This window comes from Pseudomonas lundensis (assembly GCF_002269125.1).
GTDB classification, from domain to species: domain Bacteria; phylum Pseudomonadota; class Gammaproteobacteria; order Pseudomonadales; family Pseudomonadaceae; genus Aquipseudomonas; species Aquipseudomonas lundensis_A.
In genome coordinates this window covers 23,104-46,241 of record NZ_NQKI01000037.1, presented here as the reverse complement: position 1 = coordinate 46,241, position 23,138 = coordinate 23,104, and the positions used below count along the sequence as shown (strand labels likewise).

The 23,138-nt window shown below is 56.1% G+C and carries 21 protein-coding genes and 1 pseudogene; 11 read left to right on the top strand and 11 right to left on the bottom strand.

Annotation, left to right across the window (positions count from 1 at the left end):
- Window positions 1-188 precede the first annotated feature (188 nt).
- From mksF to mksB, 3 genes are read right to left on the bottom strand one after another with little or no spacing between them, the layout of a single operon-like run.
- A complete protein-coding gene (gene mksF / locus CJF39_RS18960) occupies window positions 189-3,029 on the bottom strand; it encodes an Mks condensin complex protein MksF (protein WP_094994820.1) in 2,841 nt (946 codons plus the stop codon).
- Window positions 3,026-3,691 (bottom strand): Mks condensin complex protein MksE, encoded by a 666-nt coding sequence (mksE, locus tag CJF39_RS18955; RefSeq protein WP_094994819.1) that lies wholly within the window; start codon window positions 3,689-3,691, stop codon window positions 3,026-3,028. Before mksE ends, mksF begins: the two co-directional genes overlap by 4 nt.
- Window positions 3,681-4,961, bottom strand: a complete 1,281-nt coding sequence (gene mksB / locus CJF39_RS18950) for an Mks condensin complex protein MksB (RefSeq protein WP_094994818.1) — start codon at window positions 4,959-4,961, stop codon at window positions 3,681-3,683. Before mksB ends, mksE begins: the two co-directional genes overlap by 11 nt.
- A 169-nt stretch (window positions 4,962-5,130) precedes the next feature.
- Here mksB and CJF39_RS18945 point away from each other — a divergent pair, with 169 nt between their 5' ends.
- Window positions 5,131-5,904 carry an energy transducer TonB gene (locus CJF39_RS18945; RefSeq protein ID WP_094994817.1) on the top strand — a complete coding sequence of 258 codons (774 nt, stop codon included), beginning with the start codon at window positions 5,131-5,133 and terminating at the stop codon, window positions 5,902-5,904.
- On the top strand, window positions 5,897-6,349 hold the full coding sequence (rimI, locus tag CJF39_RS18940) for a ribosomal protein S18-alanine N-acetyltransferase (protein ID WP_047281800.1): 453 nt from the start codon (window positions 5,897-5,899) through the stop codon (window positions 6,347-6,349). The genes CJF39_RS18945 and rimI overlap by 8 nt, the downstream gene beginning before the upstream one ends.
- A 48-nt stretch (window positions 6,350-6,397) precedes the next feature.
- On the opposite strand, the gene CJF39_RS18935 is transcribed toward rimI, so the two are convergent.
- Window positions 6,398-6,814: a serine kinase/phosphatase gene (locus tag CJF39_RS18935; protein WP_094994816.1), complete on the bottom strand. Its 417-nt coding sequence runs from the start codon at window positions 6,812-6,814 to the stop codon at window positions 6,398-6,400.
- Window positions 6,815-6,967: 153 nt separating this feature from the next.
- Here CJF39_RS18935 and can point away from each other — a divergent pair, with 153 nt between their 5' ends.
- The gene (gene can, locus CJF39_RS18930; protein ID WP_094994815.1) at window positions 6,968-7,612 is read left to right on the top strand and encodes a carbonate dehydratase; all 645 of its coding nucleotides are present in this window, start codon (window positions 6,968-6,970) and stop codon (window positions 7,610-7,612) included.
- 52 nt (window positions 7,613-7,664) lie between these two features.
- On the opposite strand, the gene CJF39_RS18925 is transcribed toward can, so the two are convergent.
- Window positions 7,665-9,083: a short-chain fatty acid transporter gene (locus CJF39_RS18925; RefSeq protein WP_094994814.1), complete on the bottom strand. Its 1,419-nt coding sequence runs from the start codon at window positions 9,081-9,083 to the stop codon at window positions 7,665-7,667.
- 198 nt (window positions 9,084-9,281) lie between these two features.
- Between CJF39_RS18925 and CJF39_RS18920 the strand changes: the two genes are divergently transcribed.
- Window positions 9,282-9,458: a metallothionein gene (locus CJF39_RS18920; RefSeq protein WP_432760255.1), complete on the top strand. Its 177-nt coding sequence runs from the start codon at window positions 9,282-9,284 to the stop codon at window positions 9,456-9,458.
- A gap of 55 nt (window positions 9,459-9,513) precedes the next feature.
- On the opposite strand, the gene CJF39_RS18915 is transcribed toward CJF39_RS18920, so the two are convergent.
- Complete coding sequence (locus CJF39_RS18915) at window positions 9,514-9,744, bottom strand: DUF6555 family protein (RefSeq protein ID WP_094994812.1); 231 nt, start codon at window positions 9,742-9,744, stop codon at window positions 9,514-9,516.
- A gap of 223 nt (window positions 9,745-9,967) precedes the next feature.
- Between CJF39_RS18915 and CJF39_RS23775 the strand changes: the two are divergent.
- The 7 genes and pseudogenes from CJF39_RS23775 to CJF39_RS18885 form a co-directional block, all read left to right on the top strand.
- A pseudogene (locus CJF39_RS23775) lies at window positions 9,968-10,744 on the top strand (PAS domain-containing protein); the annotation flags it as partial.
- Between the two features lie 108 nt (window positions 10,745-10,852).
- Window positions 10,853-11,284, top strand: a complete 432-nt coding sequence (locus tag CJF39_RS23770) for a methyl-accepting chemotaxis protein (RefSeq protein ID WP_432760256.1) — start codon at window positions 10,853-10,855, stop codon at window positions 11,282-11,284.
- A 97-nt stretch (window positions 11,285-11,381) separates the two neighbouring features.
- Window positions 11,382-12,266 (top strand): Dyp-type peroxidase, encoded by an 885-nt coding sequence (locus tag CJF39_RS18905; RefSeq protein WP_094994810.1) that lies wholly within the window; start codon window positions 11,382-11,384, stop codon window positions 12,264-12,266.
- Between the two features lie 114 nt (window positions 12,267-12,380).
- On the top strand, window positions 12,381-15,149 hold the full coding sequence (locus tag CJF39_RS18900; protein WP_094994809.1) for an ATP-binding protein: 2,769 nt from the start codon (window positions 12,381-12,383) through the stop codon (window positions 15,147-15,149).
- 11 nt (window positions 15,150-15,160) lie between these two features.
- Complete coding sequence (locus CJF39_RS18895) at window positions 15,161-16,357, top strand: EAL domain-containing response regulator (protein WP_094994808.1); 1,197 nt, start codon at window positions 15,161-15,163, stop codon at window positions 16,355-16,357.
- 279 nt (window positions 16,358-16,636) lie between these two features.
- On the top strand, window positions 16,637-17,287 hold the full coding sequence (locus CJF39_RS18890; RefSeq protein WP_094994807.1) for a response regulator: 651 nt from the start codon (window positions 16,637-16,639) through the stop codon (window positions 17,285-17,287).
- A gap of 58 nt (window positions 17,288-17,345) precedes the next feature.
- Window positions 17,346-17,990 carry a response regulator gene (locus tag CJF39_RS18885; protein WP_094994806.1) on the top strand — a complete coding sequence of 215 codons (645 nt, stop codon included), beginning with the start codon at window positions 17,346-17,348 and terminating at the stop codon, window positions 17,988-17,990.
- A gap of 1 nt (window position 17,991) precedes the next feature.
- Here CJF39_RS18885 and CJF39_RS18880 read toward each other — a convergent pair whose 3' ends face one another.
- The 5 genes from CJF39_RS18880 to CJF39_RS18860 are packed head-to-tail and all read right to left on the bottom strand — an operon-like array spanning window position 17,992 to window position 23,109.
- A complete protein-coding gene (locus CJF39_RS18880; RefSeq protein WP_170942703.1) occupies window positions 17,992-18,498 on the bottom strand; it encodes a fimbrial protein in 507 nt (168 codons plus the stop codon).
- Window positions 18,499-18,517: 19 nt separating this feature from the next.
- Window positions 18,518-19,000, bottom strand: coding sequence for a fimbrial protein (locus tag CJF39_RS18875; protein ID WP_094994804.1), 483 nt, complete (start codon window positions 18,998-19,000; stop codon window positions 18,518-18,520).
- Window positions 19,001-19,047: 47 nt separating this feature from the next.
- Window positions 19,048-19,539, bottom strand: coding sequence for a fimbrial protein (locus CJF39_RS18870; protein ID WP_094994803.1), 492 nt, complete (start codon window positions 19,537-19,539; stop codon window positions 19,048-19,050).
- A 20-nt stretch (window positions 19,540-19,559) separates the two neighbouring features.
- Complete coding sequence (locus CJF39_RS18865) at window positions 19,560-20,486, bottom strand: fimbrial protein (RefSeq protein WP_094994802.1); 927 nt, start codon at window positions 20,484-20,486, stop codon at window positions 19,560-19,562.
- Window positions 20,479-23,109 carry a fimbria/pilus outer membrane usher protein gene (locus CJF39_RS18860; protein ID WP_094994801.1) on the bottom strand — a complete coding sequence of 877 codons (2,631 nt, stop codon included), beginning with the start codon at window positions 23,107-23,109 and terminating at the stop codon, window positions 20,479-20,481. The genes CJF39_RS18865 and CJF39_RS18860 overlap by 8 nt, the downstream gene beginning before the upstream one ends.
- Window positions 23,110-23,138 lie beyond the last annotated feature (29 nt).

Genomic DNA, 23,138 nt, shown 5'->3' with positions numbered 1-23,138 from the left:
CAAGTTTTGCGGCGATGGTCTCATTGGCCTGCGCTATGCGGTGCTTGCGACAATACTTTACGTACAGAGCCTAAGGCCTGTTGCGGGAAGTCATTTTTTGCGTTATCGCGTGCGGTTATAAAGCACGTGTCGAAGGGGAAAAAAAACCGCGATCCGGGATCGCGGTTTTCGGTTACAGGTAATTAGCCTCAGGCTTCGTCCAGCTCAGGCAATGCCGCGTTTATGGGCTTCACGGAGTGTGCTTCGTCATGGCGGCGAATGTACTTCCAGTCGTCCTCATCGATATAAATCCCGTTAGGCCCGCTGCCGCCTTCAAGGTCGATAGCGACGTGAGCGCAGACCTGCGGTTTAACGCTGGCCAGAATCGGCACAAATCCCAGTTGCAAACTGGTTTCCAGTAGCGCGGTCTGGTTTTTTTCGTCGATGTCCGCCGCCTCGTCCAAGTAATACGGCAGGCGAATGCGCCCGGCCAGGTCGCGGTCCATCAAGTGCAACAACAAATACATGTTGGTCAGCGCCTTGATGGTCATGGTGGTGCCGTTGGACGCAGCGCCGTCAATGTCGGTGTGGATCACTGGCTGGCCATTGACCTTGGTGATCTCAAACGCCAGCTCGAACAAGTCCTTGAGGCCCAGCTGGTTATGGTTGGCGGCCACCAGGCGTGCCAAATACTCCTTGGCTTCCTCGTTTTTGTTGTCCTGCTCGGCGCTTTGGCTGAGGTCGAACACCGACAGGGTTTCGCCTTCTTCGTACTGGCCGGCGCTGTGGATAATTTGATCGATGTGCTTGAGCGCTTCCTTATTGGGCGCCAATACGATGCGGAAGCTTTGCAGGTTGGACACCTGGCGCTTGTTGATCTCGCGGTTAAACAGCGCCAGTTGATGCTCAAGGCTGTCGTAGTCACTGCGAATGTTGCGCAAGGTGCGGGCGATGTCGGTGACGGCGGCACGACGTGCCTTGCCCAGGGTCAGCGCTTCTTCGGTACGGTGCGCGTAAGCGTTAATCAGCAGTTGCAGGCGGCGTTCCATGTCGTCTTCGCTGTCGAACTTGGCGACGCCTTTCAAGCGCACTTGGGCATACAGCGCTTCGATCTGGCCGTCACAGCGCAGCAAGCCCTGCCAAGTGTCCTGGTAGTCGTTGAGCAAGGGCAGCAGGTTGTCCATGGTGTCGTCGACCGGGTCCATGAACGGCGTACCGAACGGCAGGTCGGCGGGCAGTAACTGACGGCGACGCAAGCTGTCATCCAGTGTGCGCTGTTTGGCTTCCATGTCGCCCAGTTGACGGGCAACCAGTTGCAGCTTGGCCGACAGCTGCTGAACGCGCTCAGTGAAGGCATCACTGGAGCGTTTCAACTCGTCCTGCGCGGCCTCAGCCTGGGCCAGTTGTTCGAGTTTTTCGCCTTCCTCGGCACTTAACGTCTGGCTGCGGCGGAAATCCTCCAGCGCCTTTTGCGCGTCAAGCACCTGTTGGTAAAGCGACTCGGCTTCGCTCTTGCTCGCTGCCCGATCAGACGTCACGGCCTGCTGGGTTTTAAGCTGCTTGAGCTCTTTGTCCAGACGCTCTTTCTGGTCGCGCAACGCTGCCCGGTCAGCCAGCGCTTGCAAGGCTGGTGGCTCGATGTGGCTCAGGTCGATAGATAACCCCGGCGCTTCAAAGCGCTCGCCCTTGAAGCCGTCGAGGATCATCTCCAATGACTTGACCCACGCGTTGCTGTCGTCCAGCGCAATCCCGTGCTCACCCAGCGGCAGGCTGAACAGGGCGCTGTTGAACAGGCGCATCAGGCGCTCGACGTCCTGCTGGGAAAACTCTTCGCGCAGGCGGGCATAGCTGTTGTTGTCGGCGTGATCTAGTTGCTGCTTGACCGACTTGAGGCGTTTTTCTAGGTCCCGGACCCGTTCGTCCAGGTCTTCGGCACTGAACTGACGCGATTGCGCCAAGGCACCGGCCAGTTCGTCGTGGGCGTCCTTGGCCGCGAGCAATTGCTGCTCCAGCACTTTCACATCATCGACCAGAGCGAAACGGTGCTTGAGCACGGAAAGCTCACCCAGCCAGCGCTGGATACTGGCGATCTCACGCTCCAGGCGCATCAACTCCTGAGTGCTGCTGCGCTGATCGTTTTGCAGTGCGTCTTGCTCATTGCGGTAGTGTTCGGACTGGATCAGCAGCTCTTCTTTGCGTGCTCCGCAATAGTCCTGCCAAGTGCCGAGCAACGAGTCCAGCAGTGGTGACAAGCGATGCAACTTGCCGCGCAGCAGGTCGCGCTGGCGCACCCCGGCCGCCAGCGACTCAACCAATGGCCCGGCACCGACCAGGGCGTTGTAGTCCTGCTCCATGCGACGTACGTCGCGGAAGGCCTCTTCACAAGCGGCAATGTAATCCACACTGCCCGAGCGCAGGCTGTGCTCGAAGGCATCGAGGAACAGCTGCTTGAGTTTGGCGGCGGTGATTTCGCGCATGTGCAACAGGTTGATAAACAGCGCGCGGAAGGTTTTCAGACTTTGCTCGCTGGTAGAACGCAGTGGAATCAGCGTCAGGTCCAGCGGGATCGACGTATGGCCGCCCACCAGCAGACGTCGCAGTTCATCGGGTTTGAGCTCGTAGGCTTTAAGGCCGTTGCGCTCAAGGTTGCTGAACAACTCTTTTTGCCGCAGGCAGGTGTCATCTTTTTGATAGTGCGCCAGATCCAGTTGACCGGCGTAGGCAAAAAACTGGTGCCCGAAACCGCCCCCCGGGCCGCGGCCGACCACCCCAATCACGTGAGGGCCGTGGGGCAACGAGACTTCGACGAGGATGTAGCTGGTGTCGGAAGCAAAGTAGAAGCGACGCGATTGTTCGAGGCTGTACTTGCCGAAGCTCATGTCCGACATGCGCGCCAGAATCGGGAACTGCAAAGCATTGATCGAGGCCGACTTGCCGAGGTTGTTGGCCCCGTACACCGACAGCGGGTGTTCCAGCGGAAACAGCCCGAGGCTGTAACCGGCGGTGTTCAACAAGGCGAAGCGGCGTATTCCGTAGCGTTCCTGGCTCATGCGTCCATCTCCTGTTGCTCGGCGGCAATGGCGCGTGCCAGAGCGGCTTCTTCGTCTGCTTCCTCGACCTCAACAGGGTCGTCCCCCGCCAATACCGGTGTGGGCAAGGGCAAGATGCTGTGCAGGCTGGCGGCCAGATCGCGGTCTTGCTGCACGGACAGGCACACGTCCAGGAAGCGGTGCATGGGCGGCAGAAAGCGATAAATCCCGTTTTCTTCACCCGCGAAGCCGAGTTGGGTCATGCGCCGCATGATCTTCTCTTCCAGCTCGTCCTGGGTCGTGACCTCGGCCTGAACAAACAGGTCGCGGTACTTTTCCAGCAGTGCGGGCAGTTCATCGCGCCCCAGGCTGCCGCCATCGAGCACGGCAATCGGGTCGCGGCCCTGATCGGCCAGGTGCTCGACAATGATGAAGGTGAACAGCGCCAGACGCTGTGCGGTTTTGTTCACCTGCGCGGTGGCGGTGTCGGGAACGAAGTAATAAAAGCCACGGGTATCACACACCAACTCAAAGCCCAGCGCTTTGAACAGCGCGCGGTATTGATCCTGGAAATTCGACAACTGCGCATACAGCTCAGGGTCGCGTCGGCTGACGTGATACCCCTTGAACAGTTCGCGAAAAATCGGTGCCAGTTGGGACAGTTCGGACAGATCAAGATGCATGGAGAGGGCTCGCAGTAGGCTCGGTTGCGTCTTCGCTACGTGACAGCAGGGCGAAAGAGCGCAGGCTGACCATGTGTTCGTGGGTGTGATACTCGCGGCGTTCGAGACGCTCGCGCACGAAGCGTTTTTCTCGCGACAGGCGCGAAAACCAGTACAGCAATTCGTCGGTGTCGCCTTCAGGTTCCTGGGTCAGCAGCCAGCTCATCAAGTCCGGCATGGGGAGCGCATCGCTACAACGGTCCAGCATTTCCTTGACCGTGCGCGGGGCTTTCGGGGCTTCACCGCCTTTTTGGGTTTTGTGCGCTTTGGGGAAGCGCGCCGGTTTGGGTTCAAAACGTGCCAGCGCATACACATACGCTTCGACCTGGCTGGCGCTGCCCAAGAACGTACTTTGAGGGCGGGTGAACATCGGCATCGCCGCTTGCGGTACCGCGTCCAGGCCCTTACGGCGGATGGCGGCAAGTGCCAGCGCCGCGCCGCGGGTCACGGCATTGTGGCGCCGGGCCTCTTCACGTAATGGCAGCAATAACTCACGGGCATGACGCAGGGTCAGTTGAGCACTGGTTTGCATTTCGAGGATGCGCGCGTGGGTACGCAGCAGCATGTCGTCGTCCACCAGATGGCCAAGGCGTTGCTGCTCGCTGAGCATGCGCAGCAGCACGTTTTCGACCTTGCGCACACCTTGCTCAAAGGCGCCGTCGGCGTTGACCAGCTGAATCATCGGCTCGACGTATTCATCCCACGTGGCCAGCACCTCGGCGTAACGCTGGCGCAACGGGATCTGCCGGTCGCTGGTCTTGGCGCGCTCTGCCACGGCCACCAGGGCCTGTTCATCGTTGGCCAGTTTTTTCAGCACATCGCGCACCCGCATATCCAGCAAGCGCAGCTGGCGCGCCAGGTCATTGCCGTCGCGGATGTCGAACGCATCCTGGATATAACCCGCCAGACGCTCCAGATGGCGCAGGTAGGCTTCGATTTCCAGGCACAGGCCGAGGCGGTGCTCACGGCGCAAATAGGCCAGGAAATCATGGATTTGTGCATTGAGCTCGAAGCGGTTCGGGCTTTTGGCGACCGGCACCAGAATGTCGAGTCGGATCCAGCTGTCGAGCACGTTCGTGATGTCTTGCGGGGTGCTGTCCAACTGGTGCGCTGCCAGTTGCAGGCGCAATTCGCTGAGGCTCAACGTGCCTTGGTCGAAGTGTTCGCACAAGGGCTCAAGGAGTGCCCAGTGTTCGGCAAGGGCACGTAAAACGCGCTTGGGTTCGATCATGGGAGGGCCGGTCGATTGGCAATGAAAGGCGGCGATTGTACTGCGCACATCTTCCCTTGGCGATCCGCCTCCCGGATCGCGCGTCCACCGTTTAGCGATCAACTGCGGGCGGGAAGGGCAGAAGGGCGGTAGAATCCCCGTTCTTTAGTTATCCACAGATGGCCGACCCTTGTTGAACGAGTCCCGCCGCCGCGCTTATTTGACTGCCATGCAGGTGGTTACGTGGTTACCCCGCACTGAGTTACCGTTCGCCGCCCCCTCGCGGCCCGAACTGCTGGTGCTCCCCGAGCCGCCCGCAGCACCTGTGATGGCGCCGCCAGCCAACGTGGCAGTGGTGCCGAGCAAACCTGTCGAACGGACGAAGATTGAAGTGCCTCGCCCGTCCGTCGCCCCGCGTGCGACGAGCGTTCCGGTGACTGAAGCCGAAAAACCGCCCGTGGTCGCCAAAGTGGTGCCCCTGCCAGCGCCGCGTTTTGCCTTGCAACTGCTGCGCGCGGGACGCTGCCTGGTGCTGGTGGAGTTACCCACAGGCGGCGCGTTCCAAAGCCGCGATCCGGCTTACCTGTTACTTAAAGACATGCTGCGCGCTGCCGGTTTACCTGACAGCCCGCAAATCATTGGCGAGCCGATTCGCTGGCCTTTGCTGCGCCGTGGCAATGTCGATCAAGGCCCGGAGGCCGCCCGCGAATTTGTGCAGGGTTTCCTGATGGCACGCCTTGAAGACGCAGAATGTGCCTGTTTGTGGCTGATCGGTTTACCGGCCGTGCGCTTTGCGGGCGAAGCCAACGCCGAGGTCTATAACCGCGAACTGGAAATTGAAGGGCTGGGCTGCGTCTGGGCGCTGCCGGGCCTTGAACTCTTAATGGATGAGCCACAACGCAAAGCGGATGTGTGGCAAGCCATGCGCCGGCTGATGGCGCGCTGGAAACCAATCAATGAGTGACGCTGTAACTTTCCGCCCGATGACCGAGGCGGACCTCGATGCGGTGTTGAAAATCGAATATGCCGCTTTCAGCCACCCCTGGACGCGGGGCATCTTCCTCGACGGGCTGGGCAAATATCACATTTGGTTGATGTTCGAAGGCGAGCAACAAGTCGGTCACGGCGTGGTGCAAATCATTCTGGATGAAGCACACCTGCTCAACATCACGGTAAAACCTGAAAGCCAAGGCCGTGGCTTGGGGCTCAAATTGCTGGAACACCTGATGTCGATTGCGTATCAACATGACGCTCGCGAGTGCTTCCTTGAACTGCGCGACAGCAATACGGCTGCGTTCAAGCTGTATGAACGTTATGGTTTCAACGAAATCGGCCGTCGTCGCGACTACTACCCGGCAGTGGGCGGGCGTGAAGATGCAGTGGTCATGGCGTGTACGCTGGTGGATTGATTCACACACCCTGTAGCCGCTGTCGAGCAGCGGCTACAAAAGAGGGACTCACCGTTTTTTGCGGCCCACCGGATCTATATCCGCCAGCTCAGCCTCATCCAGCCCGCGGCCTGCGCCGATCTCGTCTTCATTCACAACGCTCAAATCCCAGTCTGCCGCGCCGCCCTGTTCTTCAAGTGCTTCATATGCATCACGGGCACCGTCTTCGGGCGTTAGCATGTCGGCGTCCAGATCATCCGGGCTCGAATCGCGCCCCGGCAGCGCAGCACCGCTCACTTCCCGATTACGCGGGCGATGAGGGGCAATGTGACGTGCGTATTCCTCATCTGTCACCAAGTCGGTCAGCGGCTCGTGAGTATCTTCGGGATCATCGAAATCCAGCGGCTCAACCGATCCCATGCGGTCTTCGGTGTCGTCGATGTCCAATGGTTCTTCTGCCCCGAACGGGCGACGTGAATCGGTCATGGTAAATCCTCATACTGTGGGGCCTTGATACGGTGGACTGTAGCTAAGCTTGAAGATTCCACCCGATTGACCACTGGATTTGGCATTTGCCCACGTGACCCCGGCCATCGGTCGGCTGTCATACCTGCGCATCAACTCTTGAGGCCTTACCGTATGAACGAACTACAAGACCTGATTGATAACAACGAACGTTGGGCTGATGCGATCAAGCAGGAAGATCCCGAATTTTTTGCCAAACTGGCCCGCCAGCAAACGCCGGAATACCTATGGATTGGTTGTTCGGATGCGCGCGTGCCGGCCAACGAGATCGTCGGCATGTTGCCCGGCGATCTGTTTGTGCACCGTAACGTGGCCAACGTGGTGCTGCACACCGATTTGAACTGCTTGTCGGTGATTCAGTACGCCGTGGATGTATTGAAGGTCAAACACATTCTGGTCACTGGCCACTACGGCTGTGGCGGCGTGCGTGCTTCGATGAAGGACCAGCAATTGGGATTGATCGACGGCTGGCTGCGCTCGATCCGCGACCTGTATTACGAAAACCGTGAAGTGCTGGCGCAGTTGCCTACTGAAGAAGAGCGGGTTGATCGCTTGTGCGAGCTCAATGTGATCCAGCAAGTGGCCAACGTTGGTCATACCAACATTGTGCAAAATGCCTGGCACCGCGGGCAGAGTCTGTCGGTACATGGGTGCATCTACGGGATCAAGGATGGTCGCTGGAAGAGCTTGAACACGACCATCAGCGGTCTGGACCAATTGCCGCCCCAGTACCGTTTGCGGCCAGTTAACCCTGTCTAGTTGTTCCTTGATCCTGCCCCTCTCCCAAAAGGAGAGGGACAGGGCGAGGGTTTTACGGCATCACAGGCGGCAGGTAAGTCAGTGTCGTCCCCAGCGCCCACAGCAAAAATAGCACCAGCGGCGCATGCACCAGCAACTGCACGAACGAAAAGCCGATCAAGTCCCGTGCTTTCAAGCCCAGTACGCCCAACAGCGGCAGCATGTAAAACGGGTTGATCAGATTCGGCAGCGCTTCGGCCGCGTTGTAAATCTGTACCGCCCAGCCCAAGTGGTATTCCAGGTCATTGGCAACTTGCATCACGTAAGGCGCTTCAATAATCCACTTGCCGCCACCCGACGGAATGAAGAAGCCCAGCACTGCGGAGTACACGCCCATCAGGACGGCGTAGGTGTCGTGGGAGGCGATTTGCACAAAAAACGTGGAAATGTGATGCGCCAGGGTTTCGCCGTCAGTGCCTTTGACCACGGTCATCAGGGCTGCAATCGAGCCGTACAGCGGGAACTGGATCAACACCCCGGTGGTGGTTGGCACCGCGCTGGCCACCGCATTCAGAAAGCTGCGCGGGCGCCAGTGAAGCAGTGCACCGAGCATCAGAAACAAAAAATTGTACGTATTGAGACCTGAAATGGCGCTGATCGCCGGTTTGGTCGAGAACTCATGGAACAACCAGCCTGCAGCCAGCAGTACCAGCAAAAGGGTCAGCACCGGGCTGTATTCCAGCCACTCGCCGGGCCGTGTGCGTTCTGGCAACGTGGGCAGGCTGAAGGCCGGATCAACACCGCAGGCCGCCGCATCACGGGCAGATTCCGGTCCTGGCGCCGTGGCGTAGGCAACGATGAGCGACACCACCACCAGCGCCGCCAGCAACACACCGGATTGCCACAGGAAGATGGTTTCAGTGAACGGAATTACCCCGGTAATCGCCAGAATCGAGGGCGGCAAACTCGCCGGGTTGGCTTGTAACTGGGCCGCCGAAGATGACAGGCCCAGCGCCCACACGGCACCCAACCCCAGATAAGCGGCTGCACCGGCGGCGCGGTAGTCCATGCGCAGGTTCGTGCGGCGGGCCAGCGCGCGCACCAGCAACCCGCCGAACACCAACGACAACCCCCAGTTGAGCAACGACGCAACCATCGAAATCAGCGCGACCCAGCACACCGCCTGTCGGCCGTTTTTCGGGACGTGCGCCAGTTTGTCGATGAGTTTGACCGCTGGCGGTGAACTGGCCACCACGTAACCTCCAATCACGACGAAGGCCATTTGCATGGTGAAAGGGATCAGGCTCCAAAACCCGTCTCCGAACGCCATCGCGGCATCGGTGGGTTTGGCACCCATCGCCATGGTGGCCAGCGCCACGGTGATCACGGCGACGGCGGCAAACACCCAGGAATCAGGGAACCAGCGTTCTGCCCAATTGGAGCAGCGCAGGGCAAAGCGGGCATAACGGCTGGATTCAATCTCAGCGGCCATGGGAACTACCTCGTTTTTCTTATGATTATGGTGACGCCTCGCGCAGCCTTTTTTGTTTCAAGGCATCAATGGCGACGGCGCACACAGTAAATCAATCCGGGGGAATTTCCGATGGGCAGACGCTTTGAACCCTCGCAACCGGTCTACAGTCACTGCCTGTACGCGGCAATCCTGCCGTGGTGAAACGACCATGACAACATGGAGTTCACGATGAAAGAGCAAACGTGTGATTGTCCGACCTGTCATTGCAAAGTCGGTACTCAAGGGGTAGAGCGGGACGGTAAACATTACTGCTGCAAGGCGTGCGCCGATCATCATCCTGACGGCCAGGGGTGTGCATCATCCAGTGGTTGCCATTGCGGCGAAAAACGCTAAATGAGCTGAGTGCAGACCCGCGCAGTCGTGGACTGCGCGTTTGCGCGGTTGCCTCTCATGTTGAAGCCAGGCGCCACTTGACGTTGGCAATGCCTTTTCTCTCCATTTGCGCACGATCCAGCTTTTTAGCCGCTTCACGCTCATTGCGGGCAATACGTTCAACGCCTGCATCACACCCCGCCCAGTACCAGGCCGTGACATTGTCCAGCGCGGCATGGCGGATGATGAATGACTTGGGCTTGCCATGCAGCGTGTAATCAATAATGAATAATTTTGCCGAGTTCATGATTCAGATAGATCTCCCTGTATTGAATAAGTGAGTCTCTGGCGTTCAAAAAATTCACTCAAAATGAGCGCCGGATCACTGGGTCCGTTGCTATCAATCGTCTGATTGATGTGGATCCATAAAAAGGCTGAATTTATTTGATGGCCGGTCGTCTCACTGGCTCCAGAAAATCGGCTTGGCGCCGATCTCGTTCTACGCAGACATCCCTTTCATCAGGTACTCCATGTTTAACAAACGCTTGAAGCAAGAGCTATCGGCTCTTCGTGAAGAATTGTCCAGCCTCCAGCAAGTCAAGGAGAGTCTGGACAGTGAAATGCTGGTGCTCTCGCTTGGAGCGGACGGACGGATCGAGACCGCCAACCACAACTTTACCCAAGAAATGCTCTACGCCAACTGTTCGCTGGTTGGGCGACACATTGACGACCTGGTGCCCGTATACCTGAAAAATGACGAGCATTACCGCCGGTTCAAAACAGCGATGACCCGCAACGAGCATTTCAGCGGCACCGTGCGGTTGCTACGCGGTGATGGGCAGGAGGCGTGGCTGCGCTCGATCATGCAGCCGATTCTGGATTCCAGCGGCCGTGTGCTGCGGATTTCAATTTTCTCCAGCGACCTGACGCGCACCATCGAAGCTTCCCGCGATCATGAAAACCTGATGAGTGCGCTATTGCGCTCCACAGCCGTGATCGAGTTCAACCTCAAGGGTGAAGTCCTGACCGCCAATGATCGCTTTCTGCAAGGCATGGGTTACACCCTGGCGCAGATTCAGGGCAAGCACCACCGTATGTTCTGCACACCTCAGGAGCAGGGCAGCGAGGCGTATCAGGCGTTCTGGAAGCGGCTGAATGCCGGTGAATTTGTTGCCGGTCGTTTCCAGCGTATCGACAGTCATGGTCGTGATGTCTGGCTCGAGGCCTCGTACAACCCGGTGCGGGACGCGAATAACACGCTGTACAAAGTGGTCAAATTCGCCACGGTGATTACCGATCAGATCCATCAGGAACAAGCGGTTTCCGAGGCCGCCAGCATTGCTTACAGCACCTCCTTGCAAACGGATGAAAGCGCCCAGCGCGGCACTAAAGTCGTGACCCAGGCGGTCGAGGTGATGCGCGACCTGGCCAAACACATGCAGCAGGCAGGCAATGGCATTGAGGCGTTGAACGATCAGTCGCAGGTAATTGGCAGCATCGTCAAAACCATCAGCGGCATTGCTGAGCAAACCAATTTGCTGGCGCTTAATGCGGCCATTGAAGCCGCCCGCGCGGGTGAGCAAGGGCGCGGCTTTGCGGTGGTGGCAGACGAAGTGCGGCAATTGGCATCGCGCACCAGCAAGGCCACTGAAGAGATCATCAACGTGGTGCGTCAAAACCAGGACATGGCCCGTGATGCCGTGACCTTGATGGCCGACGGCAAGCTGCAAGCGGAAGAAGGGTTGGCGCTGGCGGCGGAGGCGGGCACGGTAATTGTCGAGATTCAGGACGGCGCCCAGAAAGTAGTGGATGCAGTCGGACAATTTGCAAATCAACTGTCGACCTAAGCATTGACGTGCGAGGGTTGCACCTAAGAAAAGTAACCCTCGGGTGACTGAAAAAGTACTGGTGGGAGTAAACTCTGCGCTTTCCAAAGGAGTTTCTATGAGTCTCTACCAGTCGAGCATTCTGGCTAAACCTATCCCTTCGCAAGCGCGTTACCTGTTTTTCGCCCTCAAGTCAGTAGAAGCATTGCCGGCTGCACTCGACGTTCTGTCGCAGTGGGTGGACGGCAAAAGCGTGGTGGCGGGGTTTGGCTCGCCGCTGGTAATGGCGTTGGGGGCAAAAGTCCAAGGCTTGCGCGTCTTCCCGGCACTCAATGCCATGGTTGAAAACCCGTCGACCCAGCACGCCCTCTGGTTGTGGCTGTTGGGCGATGACCGTGGGGAGCTGCTGCACCGCAGCCAAAAAATCGAGACTGCGCTGGCGTCTGCTTTCAACCTGCTGCAAGTGACTGAAGGTTTCCGCTACGGCACCGACCGCGACCTGACCGGCTACGAAGACGGCACGGAAAACCCTGTTGACGACGCGGCGGTCGAGGCCGCCATCGTCGCCAATGCTGGCGCGGGACTGGACGGTGGCAGCTTTGTGGCCATCCAGCAGTGGCAGCATGACTTGAACGGTTTTGCGGCATTGCCCCGCGAAGAGCAAGACAACATCATGGGCCGTCGCATGAGCGACAACGAGGAACTGGACGACGCGCCGGCGTCCGCCCACGTCAAGCGCACTGCACAAGAAAGCTTCACGCCTGAGGCCTTTATCGTACGTCGCTCCATGCCCTGGACTGAAAACGGCAAATCCGGCCTGATGTTTGTCGCCTTCGGTCGCACCCTCAACGCCTTTGAAGTGCAACTGCGCCGCATGAGCGGCATGGAAGACGGCATCGTCGATGGCCTGTACCGCTACAGCCGCCCGCTCAATGGCGGTTATTACTGGTGCCCGCCGCTCAATGATGGCCGTTTGGATTTGAGCGCGCTTCACCCCGCCTAAGCGCGTTGTCGCTGGCAAGGGACGCGGCCCTGCCAAGCTTGTCAGCGACATTTTTTTGGATGTTTCAGGAATCGTCTGATTATTTTCAAGCATTCTGCCGCTTAGGCTGGCGGTATGAAATCGACCCCTCAAGCTGCCAGAAAGCTGCTTTATTTATTTGCCGCAGGCCTGATCATCACGGTTATTGCCGGTTCGTTACTCTATTTGCGCGCTGTGTTTAACCAAGAGGTCTCTCAGCGTCGCAGTTTTATGAACGAGGCGGTGTTTCACGCCCAAGATTTTTTCGTCAGCCGCCAGACGTTACTCAAAAGTCTGGTGCTCACCGCTGTGCCTGATACAGCCGGGCACGAGCCCTTCATCAGTGTTGCCCCGGAAGAAGAGAAAAAAATCAGTCTTGGCAGTGAGTCTGACCACTGGAGTCTGTGGTTGACCCAACGGATGATGGACTACTTACGCGCAAGTAAAGTTAATCTGTTGTATGTGCCGCAAACTGAAGACCCTCAAGTTGTGCGCTTGTTTGATGTTTCAAGCAACTCGGGGGTTGTGCCCAAGGCAGTCTTGCAACGATTGGTGGATGTGGGCAGCCAGTGGTATTCACTGAGCGATGAGCTGTGGCTGACGGATACAAAAAAGCTGGACTCGGCTTTTTATTTGTTCGCTCGACTGGATGAGCGCAACCACGCCTCAGGGTGGTTGGGCATTGAGGTTCAGGTGCCTGATCTTGTAGCGGCGTTGGGCAGTGAAAACGCTGGCGATTTCATGTTGCTGGACGGTCAGGGTCAAATCATTTTCACTAATGCTGCGCAATCCACGTTGGTGGAGTCATTGCATAGCTTGCCTCCCCCAAATTCCTTTGGATTCATCGGAAGTCGATGGTTGCCGGACAGTCTGGCGATCAGCAAGAAACTCGGCTATTCAGGTTGGCAAATTGTTTACGCTGTCGATATACACGCTTTGCTGACGGTCTTGGTTTGGCCTTTGATTACTTGCGTACTGCTGTGTATCGCCGTGTGCATCGCTTTGCGTCTGCTCATACGGCGTATTGATCTGCGACTGATTACACCGGGTGAAAATCGTATTCAGGCACTGATTGAAAGTGAGGCATTCAACCGGGCTGTGCTGCAAGTGGCTCCGGTCGCCCTGTGTGTGATTCGCCGCACAGATGGCACCGTCGTGCTGGAAAACTCCCTCTCGCAACAGTGGTTGGGGCATGGCGGGGAACGAAGCAAACAGTGCCATGGTTGGATTTTTCGTGCGTTCGATCAGCAAGACGCGAGCAACAGCGATGAGGTTGAGATGGAAGATGGCCGGCTGCTGTACCTCGCGTTTGCCCCAACCCGTTATAACGGTCAGGACGTGTTGATTTGTGCCTTCAGCGATATCAGTGCGCGCAAGCAGATTGAGGTGACGCTGGAGCGTGCCCGGCAGTTGGCTGATCGTGCCAATGAAGCCAAGACGTTATTTCTGGCTACCATGAGCCATGAAATTCGCACCCCGTTGTATGGCGTCTTAGGCACGCTCGAGCTGCTGGCGCGCACGGAGCTCAATGAGCAGCAAGATAACTACCTAAAAGCCATCGAGCGATCTTCCGGCAATCTCTTGCAACTGATATGTGACGTGCTGGATGTATCACGCATTGAGGCGGGGCAATTGCAACTGGAACTCAACACCTTCAGCCCGATGGAGCTAATTGAAGAAGTGATCCAGGGCTATAGCGGCGCCGCGCAAGCGAAAGGGTTGCAACTGTTTGCCCTGATTGACTCGACAGTGCCCGAATGGCTCAGCGGAGATGTCTCTCGCATTCGTCAGATCCTCAATAACTTGCTCAACAATGCGCTGAAATTTACTGACAACGGCAAAATTGTCCTGCGGCTAAAAATGGACAGCCGTGATGATGAGCGCGTGCACTTGAGTTGGCAGGTTTCAGATACCGGCAAAGGCATAGCCTTAGAAGAGCAGGCTCAGCTGTTCGAACCTTTCTATCAAGCGGACTCGGCCAAGAATGTCGTTGCCGGAACCGGTCTTGGCTTATCCATCTGCAAGCGTCTCATGCACTTGATGAACGGCAGCATGCGCTTGGTCAGCGAACCCGGCTTGGGCAGTAGCTTTACCCTGCATCTGCCCTTGGAACAGGTCCGAGATGCAAAGCATGTCAGCCCTTTGGGCGAACTGGCACCCAATGTGGTGTATGTGGTGTCGCAACTGCGTGAAGTGGCTGAGTGTTATTGCGGCTGGCTGCGGCGTTGGGGCGCGCGTGCTCACTTGGGCCTTCCCAGACCAGGGGATGTACTTGACGGTGCTGTGTTGTTGGAGCTGCATCCGGGAGGTGCTCAACAGATGCTAGAACCCGGTTGGACAGGTCCGGTTGTAGTGGCTGCCAGCGACTTTTCGTCTATGTCGAGCTTGCCCGACATGTGTTGGCATGCCGACCTTAACAGCCTGCAAGACGTTTACCGGGCGATGGCTAAAGCCCAGGGAACGAGGATGGAGACACTTCTTGAAGCAGGCGCTGCCAAGCAAGAACTCAAACTGGGTTTAAGAATTCTGGTGGCCGAGGACAATGTGATTAATCAACTGATTTTGCGAGATCAACTTGAAGAGCTTGGCTGCACAGTGACCTTGGCCAGTGATGGTCTTGAGGCCTTGGAGTTATGGCAGGAAGCCACATTCGATTTGATACTGACTGACGTCAACATGCCCAGAATGAACGGCTATGAGCTGGCAGCGCAGTTAAGGGCCATGAAAGTGGCACTGCCCATTATTGGCGCGACGGCCAATGCCATGCGCGACGAGGGTGAGCGCTGTCTTAGCGCCGGAATGGACCACTGTTTGATCAAGCCTTTTACGCTGCACACCTTATACAACTGTCTTCAGCACTTCTAAAGGAGGGGCCAGTGAAGCCCTATCGTGTCTTGGTCGTCGAGGATCATCCTTTTCAGCATGAGTATTTACTGAATGTTTTCAGTGAGGTCGGCGGCTTTCAAGTTGACACCGTATGGGACGGAGATGAGGCGTTGGAAAGCCTCACACGTCGTGACTATGACCTGCTACTGACAGATCTACTGATGCCTGTAATGGATGGCGTGCAACTTATCCAGAAAATTGCCGCCCTGAAAAAACGGCCTGCACTGGCGTTGATGAGCGCATCGTCGCGCCGAATGTTAATTAGCGCGGGCTTGGCCGCAAAAAATTTAGGCATGTCGGTGGTCGGTCTGATCTCAAAACCTGTCGAGCTCAATGCCGTCATGCGGCTGAAGGAGCGGATGGCGATTTTTCGTGGAAACGGTGAAGTCGACCCCGCGTTGGCGATAGAAGTTGATCCTCAAAGCATTGTTCGGGCAATGGACAGTGATCAAATTCAGGCCTGGTTCCAACCCAAAAAGTCTCTGCACGACGGTAATATCCTCAGCGCCGAAGCCTTGGTCCGCTGGGTTCATCCGCAGGCGGGTTTATTACTGCCCAAAGACTTTCTATCGCTATTGATAAAAGAGGGGCTGGAAGAACCGCTGTTATGGCTAATGTTGAAGAAAACCTTGCAAGCGCAAAGAGAATGGCGCCGGCAGGGTTGGGATATTCCGGTTTCGATCAATTTGCCGACGCATTTGCTCGATGACCACGACCTGGCTGATCGCTTGCGTGACTATGTGATAGCCGATGGTGGCGAGCCGCGTAGCATCGTGTTTGAGCTGATGGAAAGCTCCATCACAGAAGAGCTCAGCAATTATTATGCGGGGGCTTGTCGCTTGCGCATGATGGGCTTTGGATTGGCTCAAGATGATTTCGGTAAAGGCTTTAGTTCCTACTTCAACCTGGTTTCCACGCCGTTCAGTGAACTCAAGATAGACCGTTCGCTGGTGCATGGCTGTGTTGAGAATGAGAACTTGGCCTCCGCTTTGCGCAGTCTGGTTGAATTAAGTCAAAAATTAGGCCTGACCGTGGTCGCTGAAGGTGTCGAAACCCAAGCCGAACTTGCTTTTCTAAGACGTATCGGCTGTGATCAAGCTCAAGGTTTTCTGATCTGCGGGGCGGTGTCCTGCGCTGATTTTGGAACTCTTTTATTCGAAGATAGCTCCAAGCCATCATGGGAATAACGCCAGGCAAAGCCTGATTTATACAGCGTTGGGTCACGTCTTTTTACTCTGATAAAACCATGTACGACGGTTCAGAGAATCACACGATCATCGTTTTTTGCTGGCTTTAGGCGCGCGGGCCAAGCTGATTGTCATAACCGTTCATGCGCTCCAGGTTCGTGATGTGTACTTCTATTCAAGCCTTGTTCAGTGCTCGCTCGATTGGCTGGCTGAACACTGACTCAGCGTTGAATCCACACAGCGATATATAGCAGTGCGTCATTCGTTTGGAGCCAGGCAATGCGCGAATTAAAGGCAGTAATTGCCGATGATCACCCGGTGGTTCTTCTGGGTCTTCGGGAGGTGATTCAACGTGATGAGCGCTTCGGATTGGTAGGTGAAGCGCTCAACTCATCGGCATTGGTCCGTCTGTTGGTCTTGCACCAACCGGACGTAGTAATCACCGATTTCAACATGCCAGGTGACGATACTTACGGCGATGGTTTGCCATTGATTGAGTACATCGTTGAGCATTTTCCAACGGTGAAAATCCTGGTGCTGACGATGGTCAGCAATCAATTGATCATTTCGCGGCTGCTGGAAATGGGTGTGGTCGGCGTCATCGCCAAGAATCACATCCATGAGGAAATCGGCAAAGCTCTGAATGCCTTGGTCAATGGCCGGCCTTATACAACCCCGATGGCTCAACCCACATCAGTGCTGGCTAACGCTAAAGTCATTGATGAGCGATTTTCCAATCTTTCGCCGCGCGAGGTCGAGGTGTTAAGGCTGTTTGTAGCTGGCAATAGCGTGAGCGAGATTGCACGCCTGTTGAGTCGCAGCGTTAAAACCGTCAGTACCCAGAAGGTCTCTGCCATGCACAAACTGGAAGTGCTCAACGATCATGCGCTGCTCACTTACTGCATTAAGGCCGATCCCTTTGAGTCATAAAGGTCTTTAGTGGCCGTTAATAGCGATCTGTTTTTCAAGGACTGGAGTTATATACGTCATGCCGCAAATGAGAGTCTTATTGGCCGACGATCACCCGATTGTTTTGATGGGCGTGCGCGAGATCATTGAGCGCGATGCGCGTTTTAAAGTGGTCGGCGAAGCCACGAATTCATCCGAGTTGATCGATAGGGTTTCTGAGCTGCGTCCTAACGTCATCATTACCGACTACAACATGCCGGGCGATGAGCAATACGGAGACGGAACCCGATTGGTGGAATACTTGCGTCGGCATTTCCCCGAGCCACGGGTGTTGATTCTTACGGTTATCTCCAATCCGCAGATTTTGACCTGGCTGTATGAGTTAGGCATCAGCGGGGTCATTTCAAAAAACGCCGGGCTGGAGCAAATTCTGGTAGCACTGGATGCCTTTTATCGAGAAGGCCACTATCAACTCGGGCCGAATGACCCAAACTCAAGCGCTGAAACCGATGTGATTTCGCAAAGGCTCAGTCAGTTGTCGGTCAAGGAGTTTGAGGTGCTGCGTTTGTTTGCCTCAGGTATGAGCGTGAGTGAAGTGGCGCAGAGTCTGAATCGCAGCATCAAGACCATCAGCACCCTGAAAATCTCAAGCATGCGCAAGCTTGATGTGGACAGTGATCAGGCCCTGTTGATTCTGTGCATCAAGGCCAATTTATTTGCCTGATTTACCGGTAAATAATTTCCATCAATAACGTTGAACTGTAACTGCCGATGGCGGGCAGTTCATCGCCTGTCTTCACCGGCCTGACCGACAGCTTAAGTTTGAGCAGCGTGTCTTCAACGGGGAAGCTCAATTGCTCGTCGAACGTCATGCTCAGCAGTTTGGCGGCGCTTGTCATGTCAGTAAGGCGTGTTTTCAAGCCCAGTTTGTCGAGGGTCGTGCGCAAAGTGTTGCTATCAAAAGAACCGTTGCCTGCGCTGAATCTTAGGAGCACCTGGCTGCCTTCGACGCACTGAAAATCAAGGGCCACATCAGTCCATTCAGTAGTGTCCGAGTGCAACGAATTAAGGTTTACCTTGGGTATTTCCACACTTTGCGAGGCCGGAAAGCTGGCCGTGCAAGGGGGCTTTGTCAGCGTGCCCTTGATATCCAGTGAAGGGGCGTCTGCGGCACAGCTGGTTGAACTAAAGCTCGGTACAAATACAACCAGCAGTGATAGCCATAGGCTCATTCGGGCGATCATGTTCATATCACAAGTAGTCGATATTAATGACGGCGGATGCCGAGAAATCGCCTTCTGAGAGCGTGCCTCGACTGATTAACTTAGCTTTCATGCTCAAGTCCACAGCACCGTTGAGGTTGGAAACATTCTTTTTCGTGCCTTTCACGTTGATGGCTGTGCTGTCATTTTTCCAGAACAGTGAATAACCCAAGTTGGTTCGGCCAGCGGACCCGACCGTATCGGTTAGCGCTGTGGCCGCCGTGACACTAATGTTCAAACCCGAGTTGGGCGGGCACGTCAGGGTGATGGGCACATCTATTTGAGGCGCACTGTCCACTTGGTCATAACGCAGCGAGCCGAAATCGGCAGTCAGGACCTTATTACTCGTTAACGTGCAGGGTGGTCGTGTTAGCGTGCCTTTGATAGTAAGTTCGCTCCTGTCGCTGGCCGCGAACGCAGCGTTAGATGCAAGCACGCCTAGTAGTGAGAGCGCTATCAGTTGTTTGTTCATGTTCTGTTCCTAAGGTGGTCGGCTGGCAGGGGCGGCGAGCAAAAGTGCTACAAGTATTCAATACTGATGACGCTAGAAGCGCTGAATGCTCCCTCGGAGACTGTGCCCAGCGCCGTCAGTTTGGCTTTCATGCTTAAGTCGACAGTCCCACTCTGGTTGGTCAGAGAGCGTTTTTCGCCTGTAACGTTGACTGCTGAGTTATTGCCTTTCCAGTACATCAAATAAGCCAGATTGGCTTTGCCCGCAGAAGCCTGTGTCGTTGAACCCTGAAATACACTGGAGGCCTTGACGCTGATGCTCAGTGCCGAGTTGGCCGGGCAGGTCAGGGTGACAGGGATGTCGACCATAGGCGCCGCCGTAATTTGATCGGCGCGCATCGTTCCGAAGTTAACCGTGAGTGTTTTACTGCTGGTCAATGTGCATGGCGGCCGTGTGAGCGTACCGCTGACATTCACGGTGACGGTGTCTGTGGCGGCGTTGACCGATGTGCAGGCCGTACCAACGATAAGTGCTGCGGCCAGCAAAGCGTTTAATCTCATGGTCGAGCTCCTGGGCCTGTTCAGCGATAGGTGATGTTGAGGGTGTATTGACTGGTGAAATTACCGGTCGGGGATACGCTGGTATTCAATCGCGGACGAAAGCCCACACCGATGGTGTTGGCGCCTGTTGCCAGCGATAACGTACGCGGACTATTGAAGGTGACGGCCGTGCCGGTGTCAGCCCAGGTAGCTGCCATCGAAAGCCCGGCCAGCGTGGTTGCTGAAACGCCGGCGCTACCACTGATTGCCGCTTGGGTTGGCACCAGCGTGGCTGTGGCTTGAGTGCCTCTGATGCAGTTCATCGTAACGTTGGCCACTTGCTGGGAAGAGGCAAAGTCGTTGCTGTTGAGCGTGCCGAACGACAGATTCAAAGTTTTAGCCGAACCCAGGGAGCAGGCAGGCTGGATCACCTTGAAACTGAGAATCACGGTCTGAAGGTAGTCGCCCCAAGCTTCGTAACCCCGAATTGAGGTGTCCGTCAGCGATACGCTGACCATGTAATTGCCCGGTGTGGTTGGGGCGGTTCCAGAAAGCAGAACGTTGTAAGAAAAGGTGTTGCCCACGAACAACTGAACACAGCTTGACGGCATGCAAACGCTGGTCGCGGTGCCGATAGGCAGTTCAGGTACCATTAAGCCCGAGTTGGTATGGAACACCTGAACTTTGCTGCCTCTGCCCACGTTATAGAACTGGCTGTGCTGCAGCGATGCACCATAGGGATACCAGCGCGTGACTCGGCAATTGGCCGTCATATTGGCGGTATAGGTTTGTCCGGGTGTCAGATCGCCCAGTTCAATAACGCCTGTGGTACCCGTTGCCGTGCAGTTAAGGTTGTTTTCAATCAAAGCAAACGCTTGCTGGCTGGCAAACATGAGAAGCATGCTCAGCAGCAGCAAGCTGCCCTTTACCCAGCGTGGGTAAAGAGGTCGAACTGTCGAGTTATTCATCGGGTGTACCTTGGGGTGCTGCTGGCGTTACCAGCTTGGTATCGCAACGGATTTGCAGTTGTCCGATGCCCGTTTCTGAAAGGTCATAGGTACTCAGATCCAAAGCCTTGGAGCACCACGGCTGACCGTTAACATTGATTAGCAGTCGCGCTTTGTCTGGCACACCTGTCATGAATACCCGGCCTTTATCTGCCACCATGGCCGTGCTCAGCAAGACGCCATTTAGGTCAAAAAGCTGAGACTCGGCGGCAAAAGGAGCAGGCTTGCCATCGCTGGAACTCACGCTTATCAACAGCCGACGGCCGTTGTGGGTCTCAAAGTTGGCGAGCACAAAGGCGCCGCGATTAGGCGTGACTTCCTGAACCAGATTCGCAATGTCGGTGTTGTCCGACAATGAGTCGGTGTTCAGGGATATCTTGTTTTTACGGTAAGGCTGGGCGGATGGAATGACCGTGTAGCCGCTGCTATTGGTTTTGATCCCGCTTTTTGTCAGTACGCCGACGTTTGCGGCACCCGGTGTGGCGACAATAATGTTGGTTTCGCCTAATGGCTGGGTGAACATCACCGTGTCACGCGTAGCCACGATCGCGCCCTCTACGCCGTAATCCGACTGGCTGGAGTTTTGATCCCTGTTGTAAGCACCATGCCAAATGGCGTTCGCAGCGTTGTAACGGGCCGCAATCGAACTGCCGAGCACGCGGTCGTCGTCATTGATCTGTTGATTGATGCCCACGTTGTATGACAGCGAATCGTCCTGAAATTGAGAGCCGCTGAAGGTCGCATTACGGCTGGCATTGCCGGCCGAGTCCTGGTTCGTACTCAGACCAATGCGGCTGGTACTGCCAGGGTTGCCGAACGGAATACTGACACTCAATGACAGGCTACGAACGTCATCACCGGTACCGCTGTTCTGTGCCAGTCCCAAGTTGTATGAAGCGCTGCCAACACTGAAGCTGTAGCCCACTTGAATGGAGGTATTGCTTTGGGCCCGGTTCCAGTAATCGGTTTTGGTCAGGTTGGCGTACAGACCGCCATAAGCCCCCAACTGTTGCGAGACGTTAGCGGTAAAGCTGCTTTTCATGTGGCCACCTAAATAAGGTGAAAAAGCACCGCTGTTGCTCAAGGTTTCATCGACATAGGGCGTCAGCGTGTTATTGGCGCGTGCATCAATTGCCTCGTTAAAACTGTAATAACCGCTGGTGGAGTAGCGGTAGCCCACCAGACTGAAACTGGTATCCGTAATGTCGATGGACTTGGAGTAGCGAAAGCGGTACGACTGGCCCGACAGCGTTTTGGCGTCCGTGCCGATGTCATCGCTGATGGCGTGAGTCACGTCCAGCGAAATGGCACCGAAACCGGCGAAGTCATGGGCGAACCCTATGAGCGCTGATTTGTACTGCTGACTGACAATGCTGCCGCCGAACATGGTGGTGCCTTCGGTCAGCCCGCGGCGGTAAGTGCCCTGAACAAAACTCGGTTTTTGCGAGTTCAGGGTGCCATCTGCCGGGCGATATTGGCCCGCAGTGACGCTGTAGCTTTGCTGGCCTTCGCGCAACATATAGGGCACAGACGAGAACGACTGGATGTACACCTGGCGTTCGCCATTGGGGCCTTCGACGGTGACTTCTATATCACCGTTGCTGGACGTCGAGTACAGGCCTTTAAGCGCAAATGGCCCAGAGGGCACCCACTGTTCGCTGATGACGTAGCCGCGCTGGCGCAAGGTGACCAATGAGCGGCCGTTGGCCACGCCGCGGATAACCGGTGCAAAGTTGCGGGCATCATCGGGCAGCATGTCCAAGTCAGTAGCAATGCTCGCGCCGCGATAAGAGATCGTGTCAAACAGATCGCTGTCGGTAGCGCTTTCGCCGAGCGTGGCGATGGCCATCATATTGCCCAGGTCGCGCTGGACATAGGTGTCCACCGATTTCCAGTTGCCGTCGACGTTGGTGCCTTTTTGCCACGTCGAGAAGTTGCGAAAGCGCCAGGCTCCGCTGTTGAATCCGCTGTGGACACTGCCGAACTGGGATTGACGCTTGCCGGTCTGGTTGTCGTAGTTGCTACCGGAAAAGCTGTAATTGGAAAACGCTACCTGCTCGCCGTCATTCCAGTTCTTACGACGGATTTCGAACGGCACTTCGCCGATAAAGGCCTGCGGTACTTGCAGGTTCAGACGCTGCGTATTGAAGTCATAGTCGTAGGTAACGCCGGTCAGCTCGCGGTTGAAGTACACGCAGTTGTCGCCACTGATGTCGGCGTCTTTCAGGCGCGCGGGATCAATGCCCAACTCCGTCAGGGCCTGAAGGCTGAAGCAAGGAAACAGGCCATTAGGGGTTGATACCTGACTGGCTGTTTCGCGAATAAAGTTCATGTCCCGTTGCTCGATCAGTCGGTCGTCCACTGACAGATCGATACGGTAAATGCCGGGCAGTTGGCCCTGGCTCATGGCTTTTACTTGTTCGGCCACTTCGGCTGACGCGTTGCCGCCACCAATTTCCAAAAAGGAGGAGTCGAAGCTGTAATCAGCATGCACGGCGGTCGCGGTAAGGCCGACAGCACTGAGGCTGACACTGCTCCAGCTTTTTACTCGGCGCGCGAAGGCGCACATGCGCTCTCGCAGCATGAGGAGGTCCTTCTATTCGGCTAATCATT